The organism is Frankia tisae (assembly GCF_025403405.1).
Lineage (GTDB): Bacteria > Actinomycetota > Actinomycetes > Frankiales > Frankiaceae > Frankia > Frankia tisai.
Window position 1 is genome coordinate 1 of sequence record NZ_JANEZT010000070.1, and the last position, 21,179, is coordinate 21,179.

The window sequence follows — 21,179 nt, forward strand, 5'->3', positions numbered from 1 at the left end:
CGCCCCGGTCTCCCCCGGAGGCTCCACCGAGCCCACGATCGATCCATGGTCAACCCGACCCGCACTCCACCCGGCAGCCCCCGCCGGGTGGAGCAGTCCCCCGACAGCCACCCGCAAGACGCTTCCGCCCCACGCGCAGGACTGGCCGCAGCCGCCGCGATGTTCGTACCCGTGGCCTTCGCGCTGGTCATCGGCGCGATCTTCATCAGCGTCTATCTCGCCTCGTTCCATGCTCCGAGACCACACGACCTGCCGGTCGGGGTCGTCGGATCCACGGCCGGCGCGGCGCAGGTGGGGGCGCGGCTGTCCGCCCAGCAGCCGGGAGCGTTCCAGATCCGGGCGTTGGCAGACGCCGCGTCTGCCCGCTCCGCTGTCAAGCACGGAGACCTCTTCGCGGCCTACGTCCCCGCCGGTGACGTGCCTCAACTGCTCTATGCCGGAGCCCACGGCTCCTCCGTGACCTCCGTTGTCACCACGGCCTTCACCGACGTGGCCCGAGCGGGCGGCCGTCCATTGGAGGCAGTCGACGTCGTACCGGCATCGCCGCGCGACACCCGTGGGTTGGTCGTTTTCTACACCACCTTCGGCCTGGTGATGGCCGGATACCTGTTCGGGATCATGACGTTCCAGTTGGCGCCCCGCATCACGGTCGCACAGCGTCTGGTCAGCCTCGCCACCTTCAGCGCGCTCGGGGGCTTGACCATCGCCCTCGTCGTTGGGCGAACCGGGTTCGACGTTCTGCCGGCACCGTTCCTCGGCGTCGCCGGTGTGGTCGCGCTGGTGGCTGCGGCCGTCGGCGCCTCCACCATGCTGCTGGTCCGCGGCCTCGGCGTGGCCGGGTCCGGCATCGGCGCCGTGGTGTTCATGATCCTCGGTAATGCGACCAGTGGCGGCAGTCTTCCCCCGGACTTTCTGCCGGCCTGGCTGCAACCGCTTTCTTCCGTCCTTCCCGTCGGTGTCGGCGTGCGCGCCATCAACGGCTTGGCCTACTTCCAGCACGACGGCCTGGGCAGCGGCATCGCCGTCCTCTGCGGGTGGATCTTTGTCGCCACAGGTCTGTTCTGTGCTCTCCCGGGCAACAAAGCTCTCCCGGACAACAAGAAAGCACCGACAACACAGGGAGACACCTCCGATGTCCTCCATTGACCAAAGCCAGACCCAGACCCACGCCCGCAATCTCATCGGCGGCGTCTGGACCGACTCCTCCAAGAACACCCCGTCGATCAACCCCGCCACCGGAGCGGTGCTCGGCGTCTTTGCCGACGGCGGAGCCGATGAGGCACGCGCAGCCATCGACGCGGCCCGCAATGCCTTTGCGACAGGCGACTGGACGCGCAACCGCGAACTGCGCGCCCAGGCACTGTTGGAGATGGCCGACCGGCTGGCCGAGCGACGCGACGAACTGGTCGCACGGCTCTCCCGCGAGAACGGCAAGACCCTGGCCGAGGCCGGCTTCGAGGTCGACGCGTCTATCCCGAAGCTCCGCTACTACGGTGCGCTGGCTCTCACCGAGTCGGGCCGCGCCGCCGAGGTCAAGCCAGGCATCTACTCGATGACGTTGCGGCAGCCTGCCGGGGTGGCCGGCGTGATCGCCCCCTGGAACTCACCGGTGGTGTTGGCTGTCCGCTCCTTCGCGCCCGCCCTTGCCGCGGGCTGCACCATCGCGATGAAGCTGCCCGGCCAGACCGGTCTGACCAACGGTCTGCTCTACGAGATCGTCAACGCCACCAAGTCCCTACCTCCGGGGGTATTCAACGCGTTCACCGAATCCGGCAGCCGTGGCGCCCGACTGATCGTCTCAGACCCGGGGGTGGACGTGATCAGCTACACCGGCAGCACCAGAACCGGGCGAGCCATCATGGCCGATGCCGCGGGGACGCTGAAGGGCACCTCCCTGGAGCTGGGCGGCAAGACGCCGATGATCGTCTTCGACGACGCCGACCTCGATGCGGCCGTCCCGGTCCTGACTGCGGCGATCATCACCTTCACCGGCCAGTTCTGCATGACCGGCAGCCGCGTACTGGTCCAGCGCGGCATCGCCGACGAGCTGCGCACCCGGCTCTCGGCCGCGCTGGAGGCTGTTCGCGTCGGCGCGGGCGACGACCCCGCCAGCGACATGGGCCCGCTGATCGACCAGGCCAACGCCGACCGCGTCGACCAGATTGTCGCTGACGCGGCCGCCTACGCCAAGATCCTCGTCCGCGGCGGCCGGGTCACCACAGGGCCGCTGGCCGCAGGGGCGTTCTGCCGCCCCAGCCTGGTCGAGGTCGACGACGTGAGCCAGCCCATCGTCCAGCAGGAGGTCTTCGGCCCCGTCGCCACGTTCGAGGTCTTCGACACCGAGGCGGACGCCGTCGCCCGCGCCAACGCCACCGAGTACGGCCTGGCGGCGAGCGTCTGGAGCCGCGACGTGGACCGGCCGCTGCGCGTCGGCCGCGAGCTCGATGCCGGCACCATCTGGTCGAACACCTGGGCCGCGATCTTCGACCAGATGGAAGAAGGGGGCTTCAAGCAGAGCGGCGTTGGACGGCACCACGGGATACGCGGTCTGGAGGAATTCCAGGAGATCAAGCACGTCGTCCACCCGGCCCCCCGGCTGTGAACGCACGCTCACGCTGCTGGGCACGCCGCGGGACGACCACGAACCGTCCGCGCCGTCGGATCAGGCGACGCCCAGCACGCGGCAGCCGCGCCATCGGTACGCGCACGCCAACCACGGAGGTAATCATGATCCACTCGATGTCCGCTGTCGCCCGACCACGTGAGAAGTAGGCGGAGGTCTTCTCATGCGGATTCGCGCAGCCATCGCCGAGGAAACGTCCAAGCCGCTCCTGATCGAGGAAATCGACCTTGACGAACCCCGCCACGACGAGGTGTTGGTCAAGATGATCGCCGCTGGAATCTGCCAAACCGACGCTCATGTCTGGCATCAGCACATCCCGACTCCGCTCCCGGTGGTCCTGGGCCACGAGGGTTCGGGGATCGTCCAGCGCGTCGGTGCCGGCGTCACGACGTTGAAGCCGGGCGATCACGTCGTCATGTCCTACCAGTCATGCGGGCACTGCGAGCCGTGCCTGCGCGGTCACTCGCCATATTGCGACCACGCAATGGCCGCCAACTTCTCCGGGTTGCGGCTTGACGGCACCCGTGGACTGCACCGCGGTGCGCGCCCGAGCGGCGAGATTCACGGGCATTTCTTCGGTCAATCGTCCTTCGCGACGCACGCACTCGCGACGGAGCGCAATGCCGTGAAGGTGCCCGACGACGTCCCGCTGGAGCTGCTTGGACCTCTGGGTTGTGGTCTGCAGACCGGTGCCGGCGCCGTATTGAACTCCCTGCGTGTTCCGGCGGGAGCGTCGATCGCCGTTCTCGGCACGGGCGCCGTCGGGCTCGCCGCCGTGATGGCGGCCCATGCCGCGGGCGCGGGCACCATCGTGGGCGTCGACGTGAACCCCGAACGCCTCGCACTGGCCGCGGAACTGGGCGCTACCCACACGCTCCACGCGCGTCAGGTAGACGTCGCCGGCGAGCTCAGACGGATCACGGGCAGGGGCGCCAACTATGTTTTCGACACCACCGGCCGCAACGACATGCTCCAGCATGCTGTCGAGGCACTGGCGCCGATGGGGCAGATCGGGCTGGTCGCCGCCGGCGGCCCAGAGGCCACCGTAGCGGTATCGATGCTCGCGCTCGGAAAGTCGATACGCGGGATCGTCCAGGGCGACGCGATCCCACAGCTGTTCATTCCACAGCTCATCCAGATGTATCGGTCCGGTCAGTTCCCGTTCGACCGGCTGGTTCGCTTCTACGACTTCGAGGACATCAACGATGCCTTTGACGCCGCAGCGGGCGGCGGCGTCATCAAGCCCATCCTTCGCATCGCGGCGGATGACATCACAAACAAGGGAGCAAAGTAGATGGGTAAGTACGGAGATTTCTACGAAATCGGTCCGTGGGGTTTTTCCAAGGCAAGCCCCGAGGATCACGCGCCGTCCCCGAAGCAGTTCCAGCCTGAACACCTCAGCGATCCCAAGTTCTACGAGAAGGGATATCACGTCGAGGAGCTCGGAGACGGCGTGCACTGGGTGACCAGTCCCAGCGGCTACGACGCGGCATTCGTGACGACGGGAAGCGGCGTCATCGCCATCGACGCCCCGCCCACCCTGGGCGAGAACATGCTGGCGGCCATCGAGTCGGTCACGGACGAGCCGGTCACCCACGTGATCTACAGTCACTGGCATTCCGATCACATCGGCGCTGCCGCGATGTACGGGCCGGATGTCAAGATCGTCGCGCACGAGATCACCCGTGAGCTGCTGGCCCGCTTTCCCGACCCGCTGCGGCCGCTGCCGACCGAGACGTTCTCGACCGATGAGACCCTGGACGTAGGCGGCGTGCGGCTTGAACTGTCGTACAAGGGCGCGGATCACTGCCCCGGCAACATCTACATCTACGCCCCGAGGCAGAAGGTACTCACGAAGATCGATATTGTCAGCCCGGGTTCGGTGACATTCATGTACTGCGACGCCTCGGAGAACATCAGCGGATGGCTTCAGGCTCACGACCAGATCCTGGAGTACGACTTCAACGCGCTCGTTGGCGGCCACATCATGCGGTACGGGACACGTGAGGACGTCATCACGTCGCGCGAGTACTTCCACGACCTCCAGTCATCCGCCGACGAGGCCATCGCCGAGATGAGCAGCACCATGGACGCAAGAATGGAATTCTACGCCTCCTTGAGTGCTGATCAAGTTCTCGTCGGCACCGAAAACTGGATCAACTCGATGGTGAACTACGCCACGGAGAAAACGCTGAACAAGGTCACCTCCAACGGTCAGAAGTGGCCCGAGCGGCTCGCCGGCGCGACCGTGTGGACCAAGAACCACGCGTACACGGTGGTCGAAGCCACTCGGCTCGAACGGACTCACAACGGTTACCAGCAGCGCGGTGCGGGCGGCCCCGAGTACATCGTCTAGTACCGCGGCCGTAGTTTGTGATCTGTGGTACCAGCAGTCGTGGATGTAAGCGACTGCACGGCAAGTGGGGCGGCCACCCGACGAGCATGCGCTGCCTGTTCGGAACAACGAGAAGGCAGCGGTGGCCGCCCCACAGCGCGGTTTCCTGATCCGGTGGCGGGACGGTTCCGCGGCGATGATCGACATATCGACAATCGGGAGCATGGACGATGGACTACGGGCACGACCTACTCTTCGGGACATTCATCAGCCCGGCGAACCGGCCGGCCGGTGCACCAGTCGAGCTGGCTGCGCTTGCGGACCGGGCCGGGCTCGATCTGGCCACCTTCCAGGATCATCCGTACCAGCCGGGCTTCCACGACACCTGGACCCTGATGTCCTACATAGCGGCACGGACCGAGCGAATCTCCCTGACAGCCAACGTGCTGAATCTCCCGCTACGGCAGCCCGTTGTCGTGGCCCGCGCCGCCGCGAGCCTTGACCTGCTCACCGGGGGAAGGGTCGAACTGGGACTGGGCGCCGGCGCATTCTGGGACGCGATCGAAGCGGCCGGTGGCAGACGTCTGAGTCCGGCGCAATCGGTCGTCGCTCTGGCGGAAGCCATCGACGTCATCCGCGGCGTGTGGGACGCGCAGCGTGCCGGCGGGGTGCGGGTCGAGGGCGACTTCTACAGGGTGGTCGGTGCCAAGCGCGGGCCGGCACCGGCGCATGACATCGGCATCTGGCTCGGGGCCTACAAGCCGCGGATGCTGCACCTGACCGGTCACGTCGCGGACGGGTGGCTGCCCTCGCTGGCCTACCTGCCCGGGGGGCCGACCGATCTCGCCGCGTCCAACGCCCAAGTCGACGAGGGCGCGAAAGCCGCGGGGCGTGATCCCCGCGCCGTCCGGCGTCTGCTCAACATCGCGGGCCGATTCTCCTCCTCCAGCAACGGCTTTCTGGACGGTCCCCCGGACCAATGGGTCGAAGAGCTGGCCGGCCTCACGCTCGAGTACGGCATCTCCGGCTTCATCCTGGGCACCGACGACCCAGCAATGGTCGAAAGGTACGCCTACGAGATTGCGCCCGCCGTACGCGAGATGGTCCAGGCTGAACGGTCCGACTCCGGCCGGCCCCCGAAGTCCCCCAGCCCGGTCCGGCCTGTCGACACGACGCCGCCGGGATCGACGGTCTTCGCGACGACGCCCACCCCGGACGACGGCGCCCGGCGCAGCGGCGCGACGCTCTGGGACGAATCGACCCGCCCCGTCGGACCGCCCGCACCAGAGGGTCACGTCTACAGCCCGAGAGCACAAGCCGTGGGCCACCACCTGGTCGACGTCCACGACAACCTGCGACAGGAACTTGCCAACGTTCGCGACGTCATCGGGCAGGTCATCCAGGGCACGCTCGCCGTGGGCGATGCCCGGTCAATGATCAACATGATGACGCTGCGCCAGAACGACTGGACCCTCGGCGCCTACTGCGCGTCCTACTGCCGCGTCGTGACCCAGCACCATGCATTGGAAGACGCTCAGATCTTCCCGCACCTGCGCAGGTCCGACGCCGACCTGGCTCCGGTCATCGACCGCCTCGAGGCCGAACACCTCGTCATCCACGAAGTACTCGAAGGCGTCGACACAGCCCTCGTCCGCATCATCGGCCGATCCGGCCAACCAGACGACCTCACCGAACTACAGGAAGCCGTCGACGTTCTCACCGACACCCTGCTCTCACACCTGTCCTATGAAGAACGAGAAATCCTCGAACCGCTTGCCCGCCACGGTTTCTTCCCCGGACAGATCTAGCCAGAATCGGGGCCACGGCGGCAGGCCGGCGAAGCGTGGTCCTGTGTGGCTCGCCGACCGGAGGTGCTGTCAGGGCTCCAATAGCACACGCAGACTCGGCGCAGTCCCGGGAGCCGACCGGCCGGCGGGGTTCCAGAGCGCGAGGAAGTGCTCGCCCGCTGCGGCTACGCCGGTCAGACCGGTACCCCAGGACAGCGGCGGGGCCCCGGTGCCGGAGGTCTCGTCCAACAGCTGCGGCGTCACGCCGGCACAGGACGTGAGCGCCACCGCGACCGCGGCTACCGGTTCGAGCAGCACGCCACGCTCTGCTTGGCCAGCGCGCTGGCGCGTCACGGGCTCAGCGACGACATCTCCGCCTCCCACGACATCGCGTTGCCCCGCTGCGTCCGGCCGCCAGCGGGCTTCCCCCACGTGACCTGGCACCACTTCGCCCAGCAGACCTTCGAGGTCGGCCGGGTCGCACTGCCGGTCGGCGGGGTCGACGCGGCGGTCTACTCGCCGGAGCGGACGATCGTCGACGTCTTCCGCCGCAGCTACCTGGAAGGCGAGGAAACCGCCGTCGAGGCCCTCAACGCTGGCTCCGCCAGCCAGGCAACCACCCCGCCGGCCTGCTGACCGTCGCCGCATACTTCCCCGCCACGCTGCGCCGGCGGCGTCGCACCCTGGAGATCCTCGTATGACCCCGAGCCGCCCCACCCGTGCCACCGCCGACGGCCGTGCCTATCTGGACCTGCAGAACGCCGCCCGCCGTGCGGCCCCTGTTCGGTGGGAGCGGCCGTGTGTGGTGTGGCCCGGGTGTCAGCTGCCGGCGGGTAGGAGCTCGCCGATCAGCTTCTCGATGCAGGCGCGGATGTCGTCGCGGATGGGGCGGACCGCGTCGATGCCCTGCCCGGCGGGGTCGTCGAGTTTCCAGTCCTCGTAGCGTTTGCCGGGGAAGACGGGGCAGGCGTCGCCGCAGCCCATGGTGATGACCACGTCGGAGGCCTGGACGGCCTCGACGGTGAGGATCTTCGGTGTTTCGGCGGTGATGTCGATGCCGACTTCGGTCATCGCGGTGACGGCGGTGGGGTTGATCTGGTCGGCGGGCATGGAGCCGGCGGAACGGACCTCGATCCGGCCTTCGGCGAGGTGGGTGAGCCAGCCGGCGGCCATCTGGGAACGGCCGGCGTTGTGGACGCAGACGAACAGGACCGAGGGCTTCTCGGACACAGACAGGTCCTTTCTCCAGTGAGCCTGCGCGGCCGGGCCGCGGTGGCGTCTGAGGTTTAGCGTGGGTTGGGCAGGGTGAGGTCGGGGAGCATGCTGGAGATCAGCCCGCGGACCCGGTGGTCGATGTCGTCGCGGACGGCGGCAACCTGGTCGGCGGGAGCGCCGTCGGGGTCCTCGATGGGCCAGTCCTCGTAGCGTTTGCCGGGGACGTAGGGGCAGCGGTCCCCGCAGCCCATGGTGATGACGACGTCGGCGGCGGCCAGGATGTCGTCGGTCAGCGGCTTGGGGAACTCCTCGTCCAGGCTCAGACCGATGTCCTTCATCGCCGCGACCACCTCGGGATGGATGCGCTCACCCGGGTCGGAGCCGCCGGTACGAATGTCCAGCGCGGTCCCGGCGTAGTGCCGGGTCAGCGCGGCGACCATCTGTGAGCGGCCGGCGTTGCGGACGCAGACGAACAGCACCTCGGGGACCCGCTTGGCGATCAGTCCGCGGGTCGCACCGAGGGCTTCGAGGCGTTCCCGGGTCAGGCGTTCTGCCAGGGTCGGGAGGTACAGGGTGACCCGGGCGGTGCGGGCGAGTTGGCGGTAGGAGTCGAGGAGCACCTCCTCGACCTCGCTCGCGGCGAAGGTGGTGTCGTAGGCGAGCCGGGCCGCACTCGCGGACAGCGCCCGTGCGGTCGCCGGGTCCAGACCCGGTAAGCCGCCGACGCCGGTAGCGCTGTCGAAATCGGTCATGAGACACCTCCAGGAAGACGTGGCTGGGCGGCACCGTTCGCCGCGGCGGCCGTGTCCGTGTGCGGGAGCAGGACCTGGGCGGCCTGCGCCGGGGCGGTCGCGGTGGGTGGGTAGAACAGCCGGACCAGGCCGTACCCGACCAGCCCGCCGGCGGCCTGCGTGGCGATGAACGCCGGTACGGAGGCAGGCGCGATCCCGGCGAAGGTGTCGGAGAACATCCGCCCGACGCTGATCGCGGGGTTCGCGAAACTGGTGGAACTGGTGAACCAGTACGCGGCGCCGATGTACGCGCCGACCGCGGCCGGTGCCCGTTCGCCGCGCCCGGACCGCACCAGGGCGAAGATCAGGAGGAAGAGGCCGGCGGTCGCGACGACCTCAGCGAGCAGATGCGACCCGGACGCCCGATGGTGCGTCGAGATCGATACGGCCGACTGGTCGAACATCAGGTTCGCCAGCACCGCCCCCGCGATGCAACCCGCGACCTGGGCCGGCAGGTAGGCGGCGGCGTCCCGCCACGACAACCCGCCGAACGCGGCGTCCACCGCGGTCACCACCGGGTTGAAGTGCGCCCCGGAGATCGGCCCGACCATGAGGATGATCGCGTAGAGGCCGGCGGCAGTCGCCGCGGCGTTCTCCACCAGTTGCAGGCCGGTCTGGTCGGGGCTGAGCTGCTGCGCGGCGATGCCCGACCCGATGACCAGGGCGGCGAGCAGCATGCTGCCCACCGTTTCGGCGGCCAGCCGCCGTACGAGCGGTGGCTGGCTCGCCCCGTTGTCCGCCACGTCCGGTGTCAGCGGGTCGCGCCGGCGGGTGCCGGTTCGATCGTCATCGTGGGGGCGCAGACCGGCCCGCAGTCACAGGCGGAACCGGGGCCGTCGCCCGGCTCGACGGTCCGCAGCTGGGTGCCGGTGCTCTCGGCGATGTCGGCGAGGACCGTGTAGACAGGGGTTCGTCGGCACCGCGGTGAAGTGGCATGACTTCTTCGCCACCGGCAACGCGGTCCCGCTGGGCGCGTCGTACTGGTGATCCTTTGACGTTCGGGTAGGGGTTCAGGAGCTACCCGACGCTGCTCGCCAGGTTTCCGGGGGCGGGCGCCACGAGCTCGTGGCGCCCGCCCCCTTGGTCGATCATGCGCCATGCACAGGACTGTGTCTCCGACTCAACTCGGATTCGGACTCGGCAACATCTGGTCGACGTCGCTACAGCCTGTCAAGATCGATCTCGACCGGGAACGGCGCAACGGCATCAACGACGTCCGTGAAGACCTCACCGGCACGGTGAGAACCGGCAGCCGGGTCGAGGACGTAGGTGTGGACGACCGGGGCGCCGGCCGAGACTGCTCGACCCGCCAGTAGTACGAGATGCCCGCCCTCGCGTACTGCTCGGCTTTCACAATCCGGTCGGTCGTCTCCGAACCGGGCGAGACGACCTCGACGACGAGCAGGATGTGCTCGGGACACGCCGGCATGATGTCGATCGTGTCGACCCGGTACACGACCACGTCCGGCCGCCGGCATGCATCGTCCGCACCGACAGCCCATCCAGGTCCCGGCAGTCGAGGACCGGCTCCGCCGTCGGTGTCGCGCCCCCGGATTTCATGATCGTAAACTTGTTGGGACTTCGTCAACTTCGTTGACTATCTTGAGCTTGGACCGGCGTCAAGGCCCCGATCCAGGTCGGCAACCGCTGGCCTGAGGAGCGCACCCACTCCTGGCGACCGGATCCGGGAGGCCAGACTGACCGTCTACGGCCTCAGCAGGCCGAAGACACGAACCCGAGGGCAATCGCCGCTCGCAACACCTTCGCTTCTCCGGAACGCAACAGACATCCCATGTTTTTTGGTTGTCAAGCGGCGGTGCCGAGTGTGACTTTCTGTGGCCATGTGGTTGCTTCTTTGTAGGGGGTGCGGGTCTTCAGACAGCCGTGGAGGATGCCGACGAGGCGATGGGCGAGCTGGCGGAGCGCGGCGTGATGGCCGGTGCCGCGGGCGCGGATCTGGTCGTAGTAGGCGCGGGCACCGGGTGAGGCTCTCAGGGCGCAGAAGGCCTGCTGGTGCAGGGCGTCGGCGAGCCGGCTGTTACGGGCGTAGCGGGCCATCACGACCGTCTTCCTCCCGCAGGCGCGGGTGATGGGACTGGTCCCGGCGTAGTTCTTCCGCGACTTCGCGTCGGCACAGCGCTTCGGGTCGTCTCCGAACTCGGCGAGCACCCGGGCTGCGAGGACCGGTCCCAGGCCAGGCTGGGAACGCAGAATCTCAGCGTCCGGGTGCTGGCCAAAATGGGCACCGACCTGCTCACCAAGCCGGTCGATCTCGATGTTGAGCGCGCTGATCAGCGCGGTCTGGGCGCGCACGACCGCGCCGTAGGCAGCGGCCGTGGCAGGGCGGACCGGCAGCTGACCGGCCTGGAAAGCGGCCCGGATCCTGCGTGACTTCTCCGCGATGTCGTGGCGGCGGGCCCGCTTGAGAGCGGCGGAGATCTGCGCGACGGTCAGGCGGCGGGCCATGTCCGGAGTCGGCGTCTTGGCGAGCAGCTCCAACGTATCGGCGGCGGCCAGGTCGTCGAAGGTCGCAACCGCGGCGGGAAACGACTCGACCAGTGCGGCGCGCAGCCGCAGGACCTGGCGCGTGCGATCCCAGATGAGCGTCTGATGTGCCCGCGCGGTGACCTTCACCGCCTCGGCCAGGTCGCCGTCGCCGGCGACCTGGCGCAGCTGGTGGCGGTCGGTGCGGACCATGTCCGCGAGCGCGTGGGCGTCACCGGCGTCACTCTTGGCCCCGGACGTGGAGTACCGCTCCCGGTAGCGGGCGGCCTGCAGCGGGTTGACCGCGATCACCTGGTAGCCCGCCGCGACCAGCGCCGACACCCACGGACCGCGATCCGTCTCGATCCCGACCACGACCTGGTCCGGGCCGGCATCCTCGGCCAGGTGCACACCGACGAACTCGTGCAACCGGGTGATCCCGACCAGCCCTTCCGGCAACCTCGCCTTCACCAGCCGCCGACCGGTCTCGTCCTGCACCTCCACATCGTGGTGATCTTCCGCCCAGTCGTCCCCGACGAACAGCACCCAAGCCTCCTCCGCACCGGCAGCACAACCAGCAGCCCACGGGAGATCGGCCACGCCCTAATGGTCAAATGGTCACGTCACGATCGACGGCCACGACATCCCATCGGTAGTTCGCTCTCCCGACCGCCGGCAGGGGCACGGTCTGTTGCTAGGGCTCGCAGGCCCTGCGCCCAAGAGTGCTCACCCACCGGCAGCTACCGGCACCGAGCCGGCCGTACCGCGACCCGGTACGTCCCATTAGTGCCGCCGGAACCATGGACCAGCGCAAGCACGACGTGCTCGAAGACGGTTCGGTCGGGGATCCGGCGGCGGTGACAACCCAGCGGGTGGCCGACGACGAACTCCTCCCGGACGGGGAGGAGCGCGGCGAACTGGTCCCACAGGGGTTCGAGCAGGCAAGCCGGCAGCGCGGGCACGGCCGTCCTTCGTGATCACTGAGCGTAGAGATTACGAGCATGAGGTACGCGCAGGGCGGCGGGTCGACCGACCCTGAGTTCAGGGCAGGTTCACCACGGGAGGTTCCCGGATCGGTCGATGAACTGTCCCGTCGGCCCGTCCGGGCCGATCGTCGCGAGGGTCACGATGGACTCTGCGCCGTCGGCGACGCTGTGTCCGAGGCCGCCGGTGAAGTCGGTCGCGGTCTGGCCGGGGTCCGCGGCGTTGACCTTCACGTCCTTCAGTTCCTTGGCGTACTGCGTCGTGAGCATCGTGACCGCGGCCTTCGAGGCGCAGTAGAGGGGCAGGGCATACTGCGACTCGATCCGCGCCGGGTCCTGGGTCATGCTGAAGGAGCCCATCCCGCTGGACACGTTGACGATGACGGGGTTCGGCGACGTGCGCAGCAGCGGGAGGAAGGCGTGCGTGACGCGCACGATCCCGACGACGTTCACGTCGAGCACGGCGCTCACGTCGGCCGCGGTGTACTCCTCGACGGGGCCGACCTTGCCGAGGACGCCGGCGTTGTTGACCAGGACGTCGATCGTTCCCTCATGCGCGGCGACATCCGCGGCCGCGGCCTGGACCGAGGCGTCGTCGGTCACGTCGATCTGAACGAACCGGGCGCCGAGCGACTCGGCCGCGGCCCGACCGCGCTCACGGTGGCGGGCACCGAGGAGGACGGTGTGCCCCGCCTCGACGAGGCGACGAGCGGTTTCAAAACCGAGGGACTTGTTGGCCCCGGTGATGAATGTGGTGGTCATGCTGGCTCCTCCTGGCCCGAACAGCACGGTCGTGCGCTGTTCACGCACTCCATGCTGGGTCCCCGGGAGGGTTGGCGGGAGCTACGAAACTTCCTGGTACCGCGCGTACCACCCAGCAGCCTGGTCCACCGGACGAGGCGGAACGCGGGCCTTCATTTCTGCGGAGACATCCTCTGGACCCCAATGGCCGCAAGGAATTCGAGTTTGCTGCGGGCGTCGGTGCCTGGCTGCGGCGTGTATACCACGAGGCGGAGGTTCGTGTCCTGGGTGTTGAGGATGTCGGAGTTCATGGCGATGTCTCCGACATCCGGGTGCTGGACGAGTTTGTGCGCACTCTGGTGACCGCCCACCGCTCGGCGGCTCCACAACTCGCAGAACCGTGGGCTGAGGTCCAGCCTCGATACCAATGCCGCGAGGTCGGGATCGTCGGGGTACCGGCTCGTCGTCGCGCGCAGGTCGGCGACGAGGGACTCCTCGAACGCCGCCCGCTCGGCCGCCGTCTGCCGGACCCGGGGCAGCTCACCCAGGAACTGCCAGACCAGGACGTTGCGGTCTCCCACACCGCGGACCGTGGGATCGCCGAACGTGGCCGCGAACAGCGGATTCCAGTGCAGCAACTGCCAGGTGGCGTCGTAGATCGCCAGCGGGTTGCCGGCGAGCTGGTCCACGATCCGGTACAGGCTCCCTGGGATCATTCGTGGAACCCGGCTCGGATCCGCTGCGTGACCAGCCATGCGCAAAAGGTGCGCATGCTCGTCGTCGGACAGATGCAGGGCGCGAGCCAGGGCCGTGCAGACCTGCGCCGAGGGTGTCGCCACCCGTCCCTGCTCCAGCCGGACCACGTACTCGACCGAGATACCGGCCAGCGTCGCCAGCTCCGCGCGTCGCAGACCGGGGACCCGACGGGGTGAGCCGTGTGCGAAGCCCACCGTCACGGGGTCCAACCGGTCCCGCCACGCCCGCAGCGCGGCACCGAGTTGATCCATGAGCACCATCCTCCCGCACACCCTGCCCCGCTGGGTGGTACGCCAGGCCCGCGTCGAAGACGCCCTGCACTGGCGGACTCATCGCCGACCGATATCAGCCGAAACTCTCCGTAAACGCCTCCACATCGGCGCCCGCACAGCCCGCCATCTTGTCGCACAGCTCCGCACCGGTCCCAACCCCCGGCTTGATTCCACAGCGGAAGACGATCAAGACGAGACTGGTTCTGAGGCCCTGCCGACCACCGCGGAGGCCGACGCGAACAAGGTCACCGTCCAGTTCGACCGGGCCGTCGACACGCTCGAAGCGAAGATCCCGAAGGTTGCCGGCCACCCGTCCCACACGAAAGCCGACCTCCTCACCCTCCACCGCCAACCCACGACCTGGTCGTCGACCCGGGAGAGTGTGTCGCCATGAAACAGTCCCCCGATCTTGAAACAGTCCCCTACTCGGAGAACCGGGCGGGCGTCTCACGGTTTGTAGCCGCGCGCTGGTGCTGATGCAGGCGGATGCCGTGGATCGCGATGTCCAGCAGTCGGCCTGCCTGTTCGTCGTCGGGGTGCTCGGTGGCGAGCGAGATGGCGCTGACGAGCGTGAGCAGGTCCTCGGTATGGACGCCGGGACGCACGGCGCCCGCCTGTCGTGCCCGGCGCAGGAGTTCGTCGGCCGCGGTGGTGATCATTGTTTTGCAGCTGTCGTTCTGCTGCAGCAGGTCGGTATCCCGGCCGTCGTGCAGCAACGAGGCGACCAGGCCACGGCTGGCCGCCGCGTAGGCGTTGAGGTCTCCTAGCCAGGAAAAGAGCGCAGCGCCGGGCTCGTTCTCCTCGGCACGCTCCTGGGCCTTGGCGCAGAGGGCTTCGACGCGGTCATGGAAGACGACTTCCAGCAGGGACCGCCGGGAGGGGAAATGTCGGTGCAGGGTTGCCGAGCCCACCCCGGCCTGGCGGGCGATCTCCTCCAGGGAGGCGCTGGCTCCGTGGGCCGCAAATGCCCCCTGGGCGGCGGCGAGGATGCGTTCGTAGTTGCGCAGGGCGTCCGCTCGCAAGGGCCGTCGCGCTGTGTTGCCGGACACGGTGACCTCCCGTCCCTGCCAAGTGGGGTGGCTCTCCGGTTATCGTAGCCTCAGAAAGTGGGGTGCCACCCCACTTATGGTTCGGGAAGACAGCCAGGAGAGATCATGCGTGTCGTTCAGTACGACCGATTTGGCCCGCCCGAGGTGCTGCGCATCAACGAGGTGCCCACGCCGCACCCCGGACCGGGAGAGGTGCTCGTCGAGGTACACGCCGCGAGCGTAGATGCGGGGGAGATCGCCTTCCGCGCGGGCAAGATGCGCAGAATCGTCCGTGCGAAGTTCCCCCGCGGTACGGGCGGCGACTTCGCCGGCCGCGTCACGGCGGTGGGCTCCGGCGTTCACGCGTGGCATGCCGGAGACGCGGTGTGGGGGCTCATGCCGCACTTCGCCTTCGGGGCGATAGCCGACTACGTCACCGTGCCCGAGCAGCGACTCGCCCGGGCGCCGAAGAACCTAAGTCTCCTCGACGCCGCTGCCCTTCCGGTGTCGGGCACCACTGCCATGACCGCCCTGACGGACAAGGCACACCTCGCACACGGTGAGCGGCTCCTGGTCCGCGGCGCCGCAGGGGGTGTCGGCAGCATCGCCGTGCAACTGGGCAAAGCCCTCGGCGCCCACGTCACCGCCCTTGCCGGGGCCCGCAACCTCGACTGGGTCAAAGAACTCGGCGTCGACGCGGCCCTGGACTACCGCACTACCCGGCCGCAGGACCTCGGCCGTTTCGATGTCATCGTCGACATGGTAGGCACCGATCTCGGCGCCTACCGGGCACGGCTGACTCGGCGGGGACGCATGATCGCGCTAGCCTTCGACCCGGACCGCATCATCACGTCCATGGTCAGCACAGGGCTGCGGGCCGCCGCCTCGCCCCGGCGAATCACACTCTTCAGCAACAACCCGTCAGCCGACCGGATCGCCGAACTCGCCCAGTCCGTCGAGGCGGGAAGCATCCGACCTGTGATCGACACAGCCTTCCCGATGGCCGACATCGCGCAGGCTCACCGAAGACTCGAAGCAGGCGGCGTTCGCGGGAAGTACGTCATCGACATGCAGCGCTCATAGCGGGTTCCCACGGGTGCGAGAGCGCGTATCCAGCCGATCTATCCGTCGACTCAGGCCCGTTCCGCCGCTGATGGGCGAGTCGACCGGAGGACCGCGGCCAGAAGCCCCGGGAACTTCTGCTCAAGCTCGGCACGCAGCGATACGAAGCAGCGCGTGCCCTCGGGTCGACTGAAGACGATGCCGGCGTCGCGCAATGTCTTCATGTGATAGCTCAGCGTTGACTGTCCGACCGGCACCACGAAGTCCGGTTGCACATGCTCCCGACCGTCGCTGAGCACCTTCACGATCTCAAGCCGGATCGGGTCCCCCAGCGCGGACAGCACCTCCGCCAGGTTGATCTGCTCGGCGGGGGGATGCACGACGCGACGCATGCGCCGATGCTACGCTCACCTATCATCGACGATTATCGATTAAGGGGCCATCGTGGGTGAACTCCCGGAATCCAGGGCTCTGGTCACAGGCGGTACGCGCGGGATCGGCGCGGCCATCGCCCGGCACCTCAGCGACGCCGGTGCCCGTGTCGTCGTGTCAGCTCGATCGCGCGGCGATTACGACGGGCCCGGCCACTTCGTAGCGGCTGACGTCTCCACCGCGGACGGCCCACAGCGGCTGGCGGCCGAGGCGGCCGCTCACCTTGGCGGCATCGACATCCTCGTCGACAACGCGGCCAGCCAGACCCGCGTTCCCGACGGTGTCCTGGCGATGACCGATGCCGACTGGTTCACCGACCTCAACGGCAGCCTGCTGTCGGCCGTCCGGCTGGACCGCGCCGTAGTGCCTGGCATGATCGCCGCCGGTGGCGGCGCCATCGTGCACATCGGCTCCAACGCAGCCCGGCTGCCGCAACCGGCCGCGCTCGCGTACGCCGCGGCCAAGGCCGCGCTGGCCACCTACAGCAAAGGACTCGCCAACGAGGTCGGCCGCCGCAACGTGCGGGTCAACCTGGTCTCGCCCGGCGTGATCGAGACCTCCGCCCTCGCCACCCGGCTCCAGACCCTCGCCGACGAAGCCGGCACCGACCTCGACACCGCACGCCGGCAGTTCATGACCAACTTCAGCGTCCCACTCCAACGCCCCGGCACCCCCGACGACGTCGCCGCGCTCGTCACCTTCCTCGTCTCCCCCGCTGCCAGCTACCTGACCGGCACCAACCATGTGATCGACGGCGGACTACTCCCCACCGTCTGAACATCCAACGACAGGCACCTCCTCCGACAGCCCACCCACGCGTAGCCGATCTTCGATCGCTAAACCGCAGTAGTCACCGGAGAAATACACATGAGCACCATTGCCATTGTCGGAGCAGGCCCCGGACTGGGCCGATCCATTGCCCGACGGTTCGGCGCGGAGGGCTTCCGCGTCGCGCTTGTCTCCCGCAACCAGAACAAACTCAACCTGCTGGTCGACGACCTCGCGACCGACGGCATCCAAGCGCATGGCTTCGCCGCCGACGTCACCGACCGCGCAACGCTGACCGGCGCACTCTCGGCCGCGAAGGACCGGTTCGGTCCGATCGACGTCCTGGAATACTCCCCGGCGCCGCTCGATCCGCAGACGGCCGGGCTCGATCCGCAGACGGCCGGGTTGGCACCCGTGGACGCGGCCAATCTGACTGTCGAGAGCGTACAGCCGCAGATCGAGTATTATCTGTACGGCGCGATCACTGCTGTACGCCAGGTGCTGCCCGACATGCTCGCCCGGCGTGAGGGTGCCATTCTTGTCAGCACTGGTGCCTCGTCCGGGCCCGTGATCCACCCGCCGTTCGCCAACATCGCCGCAGCCAGCGGCGCGCTGCGTAACTGGGTACTCAATCTCCACTCCGCGCTCGCGCCTCAGGGTGTCTACGCCGCGCACATCGCCATCGCAGCCTGGATCGGGCAGGGCGGCCCAAAATCTCAACCCGATGCCATCGCGGAGACATACTGGGACCTCTACAACAACCGTAGTGAACCTGAACGCTTCTATCTCGACGAGGAAATGAACATATGACCGGCCGCCTCGACGGCAGAACCCCACGATCACCGGAGTTTCCTCGCTACGGGTGACCAAAAAGCGGCGGCCGAGCCGAGTGACAGACCCTCATGAATGGCGCCAGATGATCGCATCTGTCAAATGCGACTCCACGACAAGACCATGCCCGGCCTGCCGCGGCGAGCTCGTCGAGGTCTATTCCGTGGAGCTCGCGGCGGTAGTTCCCGAGTACTCGTTGGCGCAGCATGGTGTCGTGGCGGGCCCCCGCCAGGCCAGGGCGTCGTCGGCGGTGAGGAGGTGGACGGTGCGGCGCATGAGGTGGGTCCGTACCAGGCTTCGCTGGGTCAGCAGGTCCGAGAGCATCGCCGGGTCGAACGCGCGCAGCCGGGACCAGAGCCCGACGAACGGTTCCTGCGGTTCCTGCGCTTGCAGGCCGCCGAGGTGCGCGACGGCGTCGAGGACCGGCGTGTCGGCGTGATCGAGCAGTAACTGTCGGGCGAGCGTCGCGCGGTTGAGCGCCCGGGTGTCGAGAACGGTCATCGGGTCATGCCGCGGCGCGCTCGTCGGCCGATCGCCGGCGTAGTGCCGCGCGGGTGATGGCCGGCGGGGTGGGGGACACGTCGAGCGGGCCGATATCGGTTCCGGGGGCCACGATCTGGTCGATCCGGCCGAGGACCTCGTCGTCGAGGGTAACCGCGGCGCCGGCCAGAAGATCCTCGAGGTGCTCCATGGTGCGCGGGCCGATGATGGCCGAGGTGACGCCGGGGTGGGTGATGGCGAAGCCCATCGCCAGGTGGGTCAGCGACAGGCCGGCCTCCTCTGCCAGGGGGAGAAGTTGCTCGACGGCGTCGAGCTTGCGCTCGTCGGTCAGGTGCTGGGGTACCCAGTGCATCCGCGCGTTCTGCGCCTTGGGCTGGCCCTTGCGGTAGCGGCCGGTGAGCAGGCCCATCCCCAGCGGGCTCCACACCAGCGTGCCCATGCCGTAGCGCTGGCAGGTGGGCAGGACCTCGCGCTCGATGCCGCGGTTGAGGATGGAGTACGGGGGCTGTTCGGTGCGGAAGCGCTGCAGTCCGCGCCGGTCGGCGACCCACTGCGCCTCGACGATCTCCGAGGCCAGGGCGTTGGAGGAGCCGATGGCGCGTACCTTGCCGCTGCGTACCAGGTCGGTCAGGGCGGAGAGCGTCTCCTCGATGTCGGTCCGCGGGTCGGGGTGGTGGATCTGGTAAAGGTCGATGTGGTCGGTCTGCAGGCGCCGCAGCGAGTGCTCGACCTCGGTGACGATCCAGCGCCGTGAGCTGCCGCCACGGTTGGGGTCCTCACCCATCGAGCCGTTGACCTTGGTGGCTAGCACGATGTCGTCGCGCCGGCCCTTCAGGGCCTCGCCGACGATCTCCTCCGACTCACCGCGGGGGCCGTACACGTCGGCGGTGTCGACGAAGTTGATCCCCGCGTCCAGTGCCCGGCGGATGATCCGGACGCAGTCGTCCTGGTCGGTGTTGGCCACCTGGCCGAACATCATGGTGCCAAGGCAGTAGGGGCTGACCTGAATACCGGTCCGCCCCAGCGCGCGCATCTTCACTGCTATGTCCTTGCCTTCGAGTCGCGTGTTGGTCTGGTAGGAGCTGGCAGCGTCGTGGCGGAACGCGGGGGCGGCAGCTCCGCGGGGCACGTTCCTGGCTGGACCAACTGCCGCGGCCTGCTGCCGGACATCGGCTGGCGGGCAGCAGGCCGTTGTTGAACGCCGTTATCGGAGCGTCGGCCGGCGGCGGATGTCCGCCACTCGGGCTTTGGTGGTCAGGACGCGTTGTATTCGCTGACGACGTCCACGACCCAGGTGACGCCGAACCGGTCCTTCAGCATTCCGTAGAGGGGCGCCCACCGCGCGGGTTCCAGCGGCTGCAGGACGGTCGCGTCGTCGGAAAGCTTCTTCCAGTACGCGGTGACCTCCTCGGTGGCTTCGCCTCGGAGCGAAACGAAGAACGCGTTCTCGCCCTGGTTCCACGGCAGGTGCGAGGGCACGTCGTAGGCCATCACACAAAAGCCGCTGCCGGCGGTCACCTGGCCCCACATCACCTGGTCTTCCTCGGACGGGTCCTGGACGTTTCCGGCCTCCTTGTAGGTGACCATGACCACGTCTCCGCCGAACACGGACTGGTAGAACGTGAGTGCCACGCGGGCGTCACCTCGGAAGTTCAGGTGGGTCACAGCGTTGACGGACATGACTGGCTCCCTGTCTCGATTCACCTTGGCTGGGCGGTCCTACGCATCCCGGTCCGACGGCGGCGCCTACAACGCGTGCCGACCGCAAGATCGGTTCGCTGTGACAGCGGAGCTTGGTACCCCGCCGCCGATGACGATCACGAAGATCGGCTTGTTTGGCCCTGCCCAGTGACCACGGTCGCAGGAGAAGCGGCCAGTAAGTGGCCGCTTCTCAGGGCAATATGGGGATCATGCCGAAGACTTCAGCGCGGCTGCTGTCGTTGCTCTCGCTGCTCCAGACCCGTCGGGACTGGCCGGGGGCGCTGCTGGCCGAGCGGCTGGACATCAGCCCACGCACCGTGCGCCGCGATGTCGACCGCCTGCGCGAGCTCGGCTATCCCGTACTGGCCACCAAAGGCCCCGACGGGGGGTACCGGCTCGACGCCGGCACGGAGCTGCCCCCGTTGCTGTTCGACGACGAGCAGGCCGTCGCCCTCGCCGTCGCACTCCAGATCGCCACCACCACCGGTGCCGGCATCGAGGAAGCCGCGGCGCGCGCGCTGAACACCGTCCGGCAGGTCATGCCCGCACGGCTGCGTCGCCGGATCGACACCCTCCAGATCACCGCGGTCGAGCGGCCCACGATCCGACCGAACCCACAGGTCGACAGCAGCGTGCTCATGACACTCAGCGCCGCCGTCCACGCCCGCGAGGTGCTGCGCTTCGACTACACCCCCGCATCCCCACCGGGAGCCGGCGACGACGATCGCGCCGACACTGCGCCGCGCCGGGCGCAGCCCCACCACCTGGTCACCTGGGGCGGGCGCTGGTACCTCGTCGCCTGGGACCTCGACCGCGACGACTGGCGCACCTTCCGCGCCGACCGGATCACCCCGCGCACCCCCACAGGC

Annotated in this window: 23 protein-coding genes and 2 pseudogenes; 11 read left to right on the forward strand and 14 right to left on the reverse strand. The window is 68.4% G+C overall.

Features of this window, described 5'->3' with window-relative positions; all coding sequences use genetic code 11:
- Positions 1-45 precede the first annotated feature (45 nt).
- The 5 genes from NBZ85_RS09385 to NBZ85_RS09405 all read left to right on the forward strand — a co-directional run bounded on the left by NBZ85_RS09385 (position 46) and on the right by NBZ85_RS09405 (position 6,766).
- Positions 46-1,146, forward strand: coding sequence for an ABC transporter permease (locus tag NBZ85_RS09385; protein WP_261556016.1), 1,101 nt, complete (start codon positions 46-48; stop codon positions 1,144-1,146).
- Complete coding sequence (locus tag NBZ85_RS09390; protein ID WP_261556018.1) at positions 1,133-2,602, forward strand: aldehyde dehydrogenase family protein; 1,470 nt, start codon at positions 1,133-1,135, stop codon at positions 2,600-2,602. Before NBZ85_RS09385 ends, NBZ85_RS09390 begins: the two co-directional genes overlap by 14 nt.
- A 184-nt stretch (positions 2,603-2,786) precedes the next feature.
- On the forward strand, positions 2,787-3,917 hold the full coding sequence (locus NBZ85_RS09395; RefSeq protein WP_261561800.1) for an NAD(P)-dependent alcohol dehydrogenase: 1,131 nt from the start codon (positions 2,787-2,789) through the stop codon (positions 3,915-3,917).
- Positions 3,918-4,979: an MBL fold metallo-hydrolase gene (locus NBZ85_RS09400; RefSeq protein ID WP_261561801.1), complete on the forward strand. Its 1,062-nt coding sequence runs from the start codon at positions 3,918-3,920 to the stop codon at positions 4,977-4,979.
- 209 nt (positions 4,980-5,188) lie between these two features.
- A complete protein-coding gene (locus tag NBZ85_RS09405; RefSeq protein ID WP_261561802.1) occupies positions 5,189-6,766 on the forward strand; it encodes an LLM class flavin-dependent oxidoreductase in 1,578 nt (525 codons plus the stop codon).
- A gap of 69 nt (positions 6,767-6,835) precedes the next feature.
- On the opposite strand, the gene NBZ85_RS09410 is transcribed toward NBZ85_RS09405, so the two are convergent.
- Positions 6,836-7,063, reverse strand: coding sequence for a hypothetical protein (locus NBZ85_RS09410; protein WP_261556025.1), 228 nt, complete (start codon positions 7,061-7,063; stop codon positions 6,836-6,838).
- A 12-nt stretch (positions 7,064-7,075) separates the two neighbouring features.
- Here NBZ85_RS09410 and NBZ85_RS09415 point away from each other — a divergent pair, with 12 nt between their 5' ends.
- Complete coding sequence (locus tag NBZ85_RS09415) at positions 7,076-7,381, forward strand: type IV toxin-antitoxin system AbiEi family antitoxin domain-containing protein (protein WP_261556026.1); 306 nt, start codon at positions 7,076-7,078, stop codon at positions 7,379-7,381.
- A gap of 183 nt (positions 7,382-7,564) precedes the next feature.
- Here the strand turns inward: NBZ85_RS09415 and NBZ85_RS09420 are convergent, their stop codons facing one another.
- From NBZ85_RS09420 to NBZ85_RS09455, 8 genes and pseudogenes are all read right to left on the reverse strand, one after another.
- Positions 7,565-7,975, reverse strand: a complete 411-nt coding sequence (locus NBZ85_RS09420; protein WP_261556027.1) for an arsenate reductase ArsC — start codon at positions 7,973-7,975, stop codon at positions 7,565-7,567.
- Positions 7,976-8,031: 56 nt separating this feature from the next.
- Positions 8,032-8,712 (reverse strand): arsenate reductase ArsC, encoded by a 681-nt coding sequence (locus NBZ85_RS09425; protein WP_261561803.1) that lies wholly within the window; start codon positions 8,710-8,712, stop codon positions 8,032-8,034.
- Complete coding sequence (locus tag NBZ85_RS09430; RefSeq protein ID WP_261561804.1) at positions 8,709-9,494, reverse strand: aquaporin; 786 nt, start codon at positions 9,492-9,494, stop codon at positions 8,709-8,711. The genes NBZ85_RS09425 and NBZ85_RS09430 overlap by 4 nt, the downstream gene beginning before the upstream one ends.
- A gap of 417 nt (positions 9,495-9,911) precedes the next feature.
- Positions 9,912-10,228, reverse strand: a pseudogene (locus tag NBZ85_RS09435) (Uma2 family endonuclease); the annotation flags it as partial.
- A 329-nt stretch (positions 10,229-10,557) separates the two neighbouring features.
- Entirely contained in the window at positions 10,558-11,781 is a 1,224-nt protein-coding gene (locus tag NBZ85_RS09440; RefSeq protein ID WP_261556032.1) for an IS110 family RNA-guided transposase, read from the reverse strand.
- A 245-nt stretch (positions 11,782-12,026) separates the two neighbouring features.
- A pseudogene (locus NBZ85_RS09445) lies at positions 12,027-12,197 on the reverse strand (IS5/IS1182 family transposase); the annotation flags it as partial.
- Between the two features lie 90 nt (positions 12,198-12,287).
- Positions 12,288-12,980 (reverse strand): SDR family NAD(P)-dependent oxidoreductase, encoded by a 693-nt coding sequence (locus NBZ85_RS09450; RefSeq protein ID WP_133049451.1) that lies wholly within the window; start codon positions 12,978-12,980, stop codon positions 12,288-12,290.
- A 152-nt stretch (positions 12,981-13,132) separates the two neighbouring features.
- Entirely contained in the window at positions 13,133-13,966 is an 834-nt protein-coding gene (locus NBZ85_RS09455; protein WP_261556036.1) for a helix-turn-helix transcriptional regulator, read from the reverse strand.
- Between NBZ85_RS09455 and NBZ85_RS09460 the strand changes: the two genes are divergently transcribed.
- Entirely contained in the window at positions 13,965-14,381 is a 417-nt protein-coding gene (locus NBZ85_RS09460) for a hypothetical protein (protein ID WP_261556037.1), read from the forward strand. The two genes, NBZ85_RS09455 and NBZ85_RS09460, sit on opposite strands and share 2 nt — an antisense overlap.
- Before the next feature lie 28 nt (positions 14,382-14,409).
- Here the strand turns inward: NBZ85_RS09460 and NBZ85_RS09465 are convergent, their stop codons facing one another.
- The gene (locus NBZ85_RS09465; RefSeq protein ID WP_261556038.1) at positions 14,410-15,036 is read right to left on the reverse strand and encodes a TetR/AcrR family transcriptional regulator; all 627 of its coding nucleotides are present in this window, start codon (positions 15,034-15,036) and stop codon (positions 14,410-14,412) included.
- A gap of 105 nt (positions 15,037-15,141) precedes the next feature.
- Here NBZ85_RS09465 and NBZ85_RS09470 point away from each other — a divergent pair, with 105 nt between their 5' ends.
- Positions 15,142-16,098 carry an NAD(P)-dependent alcohol dehydrogenase gene (locus NBZ85_RS09470; protein WP_261556040.1) on the forward strand — a complete coding sequence of 319 codons (957 nt, stop codon included), beginning with the start codon at positions 15,142-15,144 and terminating at the stop codon, positions 16,096-16,098.
- Between the two features lie 50 nt (positions 16,099-16,148).
- Here NBZ85_RS09470 and NBZ85_RS09475 read toward each other — a convergent pair whose 3' ends face one another.
- Entirely contained in the window at positions 16,149-16,469 is a 321-nt protein-coding gene (locus NBZ85_RS09475; RefSeq protein ID WP_261556041.1) for an ArsR/SmtB family transcription factor, read from the reverse strand.
- 52 nt (positions 16,470-16,521) lie between these two features.
- Between NBZ85_RS09475 and NBZ85_RS09480 the strand changes: the two genes are divergently transcribed.
- Both NBZ85_RS09480 and NBZ85_RS09485 read left to right on the forward strand, forming a co-directional pair.
- Positions 16,522-17,286: an oxidoreductase gene (locus tag NBZ85_RS09480; RefSeq protein WP_261556042.1), complete on the forward strand. Its 765-nt coding sequence runs from the start codon at positions 16,522-16,524 to the stop codon at positions 17,284-17,286.
- 90 nt (positions 17,287-17,376) lie between these two features.
- Entirely contained in the window at positions 17,377-18,087 is a 711-nt protein-coding gene (locus tag NBZ85_RS09485; protein ID WP_261556043.1) for an SDR family oxidoreductase, read from the forward strand.
- A 177-nt stretch (positions 18,088-18,264) separates the two neighbouring features.
- Here NBZ85_RS09485 and NBZ85_RS09490 read toward each other — a convergent pair whose 3' ends face one another.
- The 3 genes from NBZ85_RS09490 to NBZ85_RS09500 all read right to left on the reverse strand — a co-directional run bounded on the left by NBZ85_RS09490 (position 18,265) and on the right by NBZ85_RS09500 (position 20,289).
- Complete coding sequence (locus tag NBZ85_RS09490; RefSeq protein WP_261556044.1) at positions 18,265-18,609, reverse strand: DNA glycosylase AlkZ-like family protein; 345 nt, start codon at positions 18,607-18,609, stop codon at positions 18,265-18,267.
- 4 nt (positions 18,610-18,613) lie between these two features.
- Entirely contained in the window at positions 18,614-19,648 is a 1,035-nt protein-coding gene (locus tag NBZ85_RS09495; RefSeq protein ID WP_261556045.1) for an aldo/keto reductase, read from the reverse strand.
- A gap of 215 nt (positions 19,649-19,863) precedes the next feature.
- A complete protein-coding gene (locus tag NBZ85_RS09500) occupies positions 19,864-20,289 on the reverse strand; it encodes a VOC family protein (protein ID WP_261556046.1) in 426 nt (141 codons plus the stop codon).
- A 230-nt stretch (positions 20,290-20,519) separates the two neighbouring features.
- Here NBZ85_RS09500 and NBZ85_RS09505 point away from each other — a divergent pair.
- Positions 20,520-21,179 (forward strand): helix-turn-helix transcriptional regulator (locus NBZ85_RS09505; RefSeq protein ID WP_261561805.1); only part of this gene is annotated, 660 nt, incomplete at its 3' end.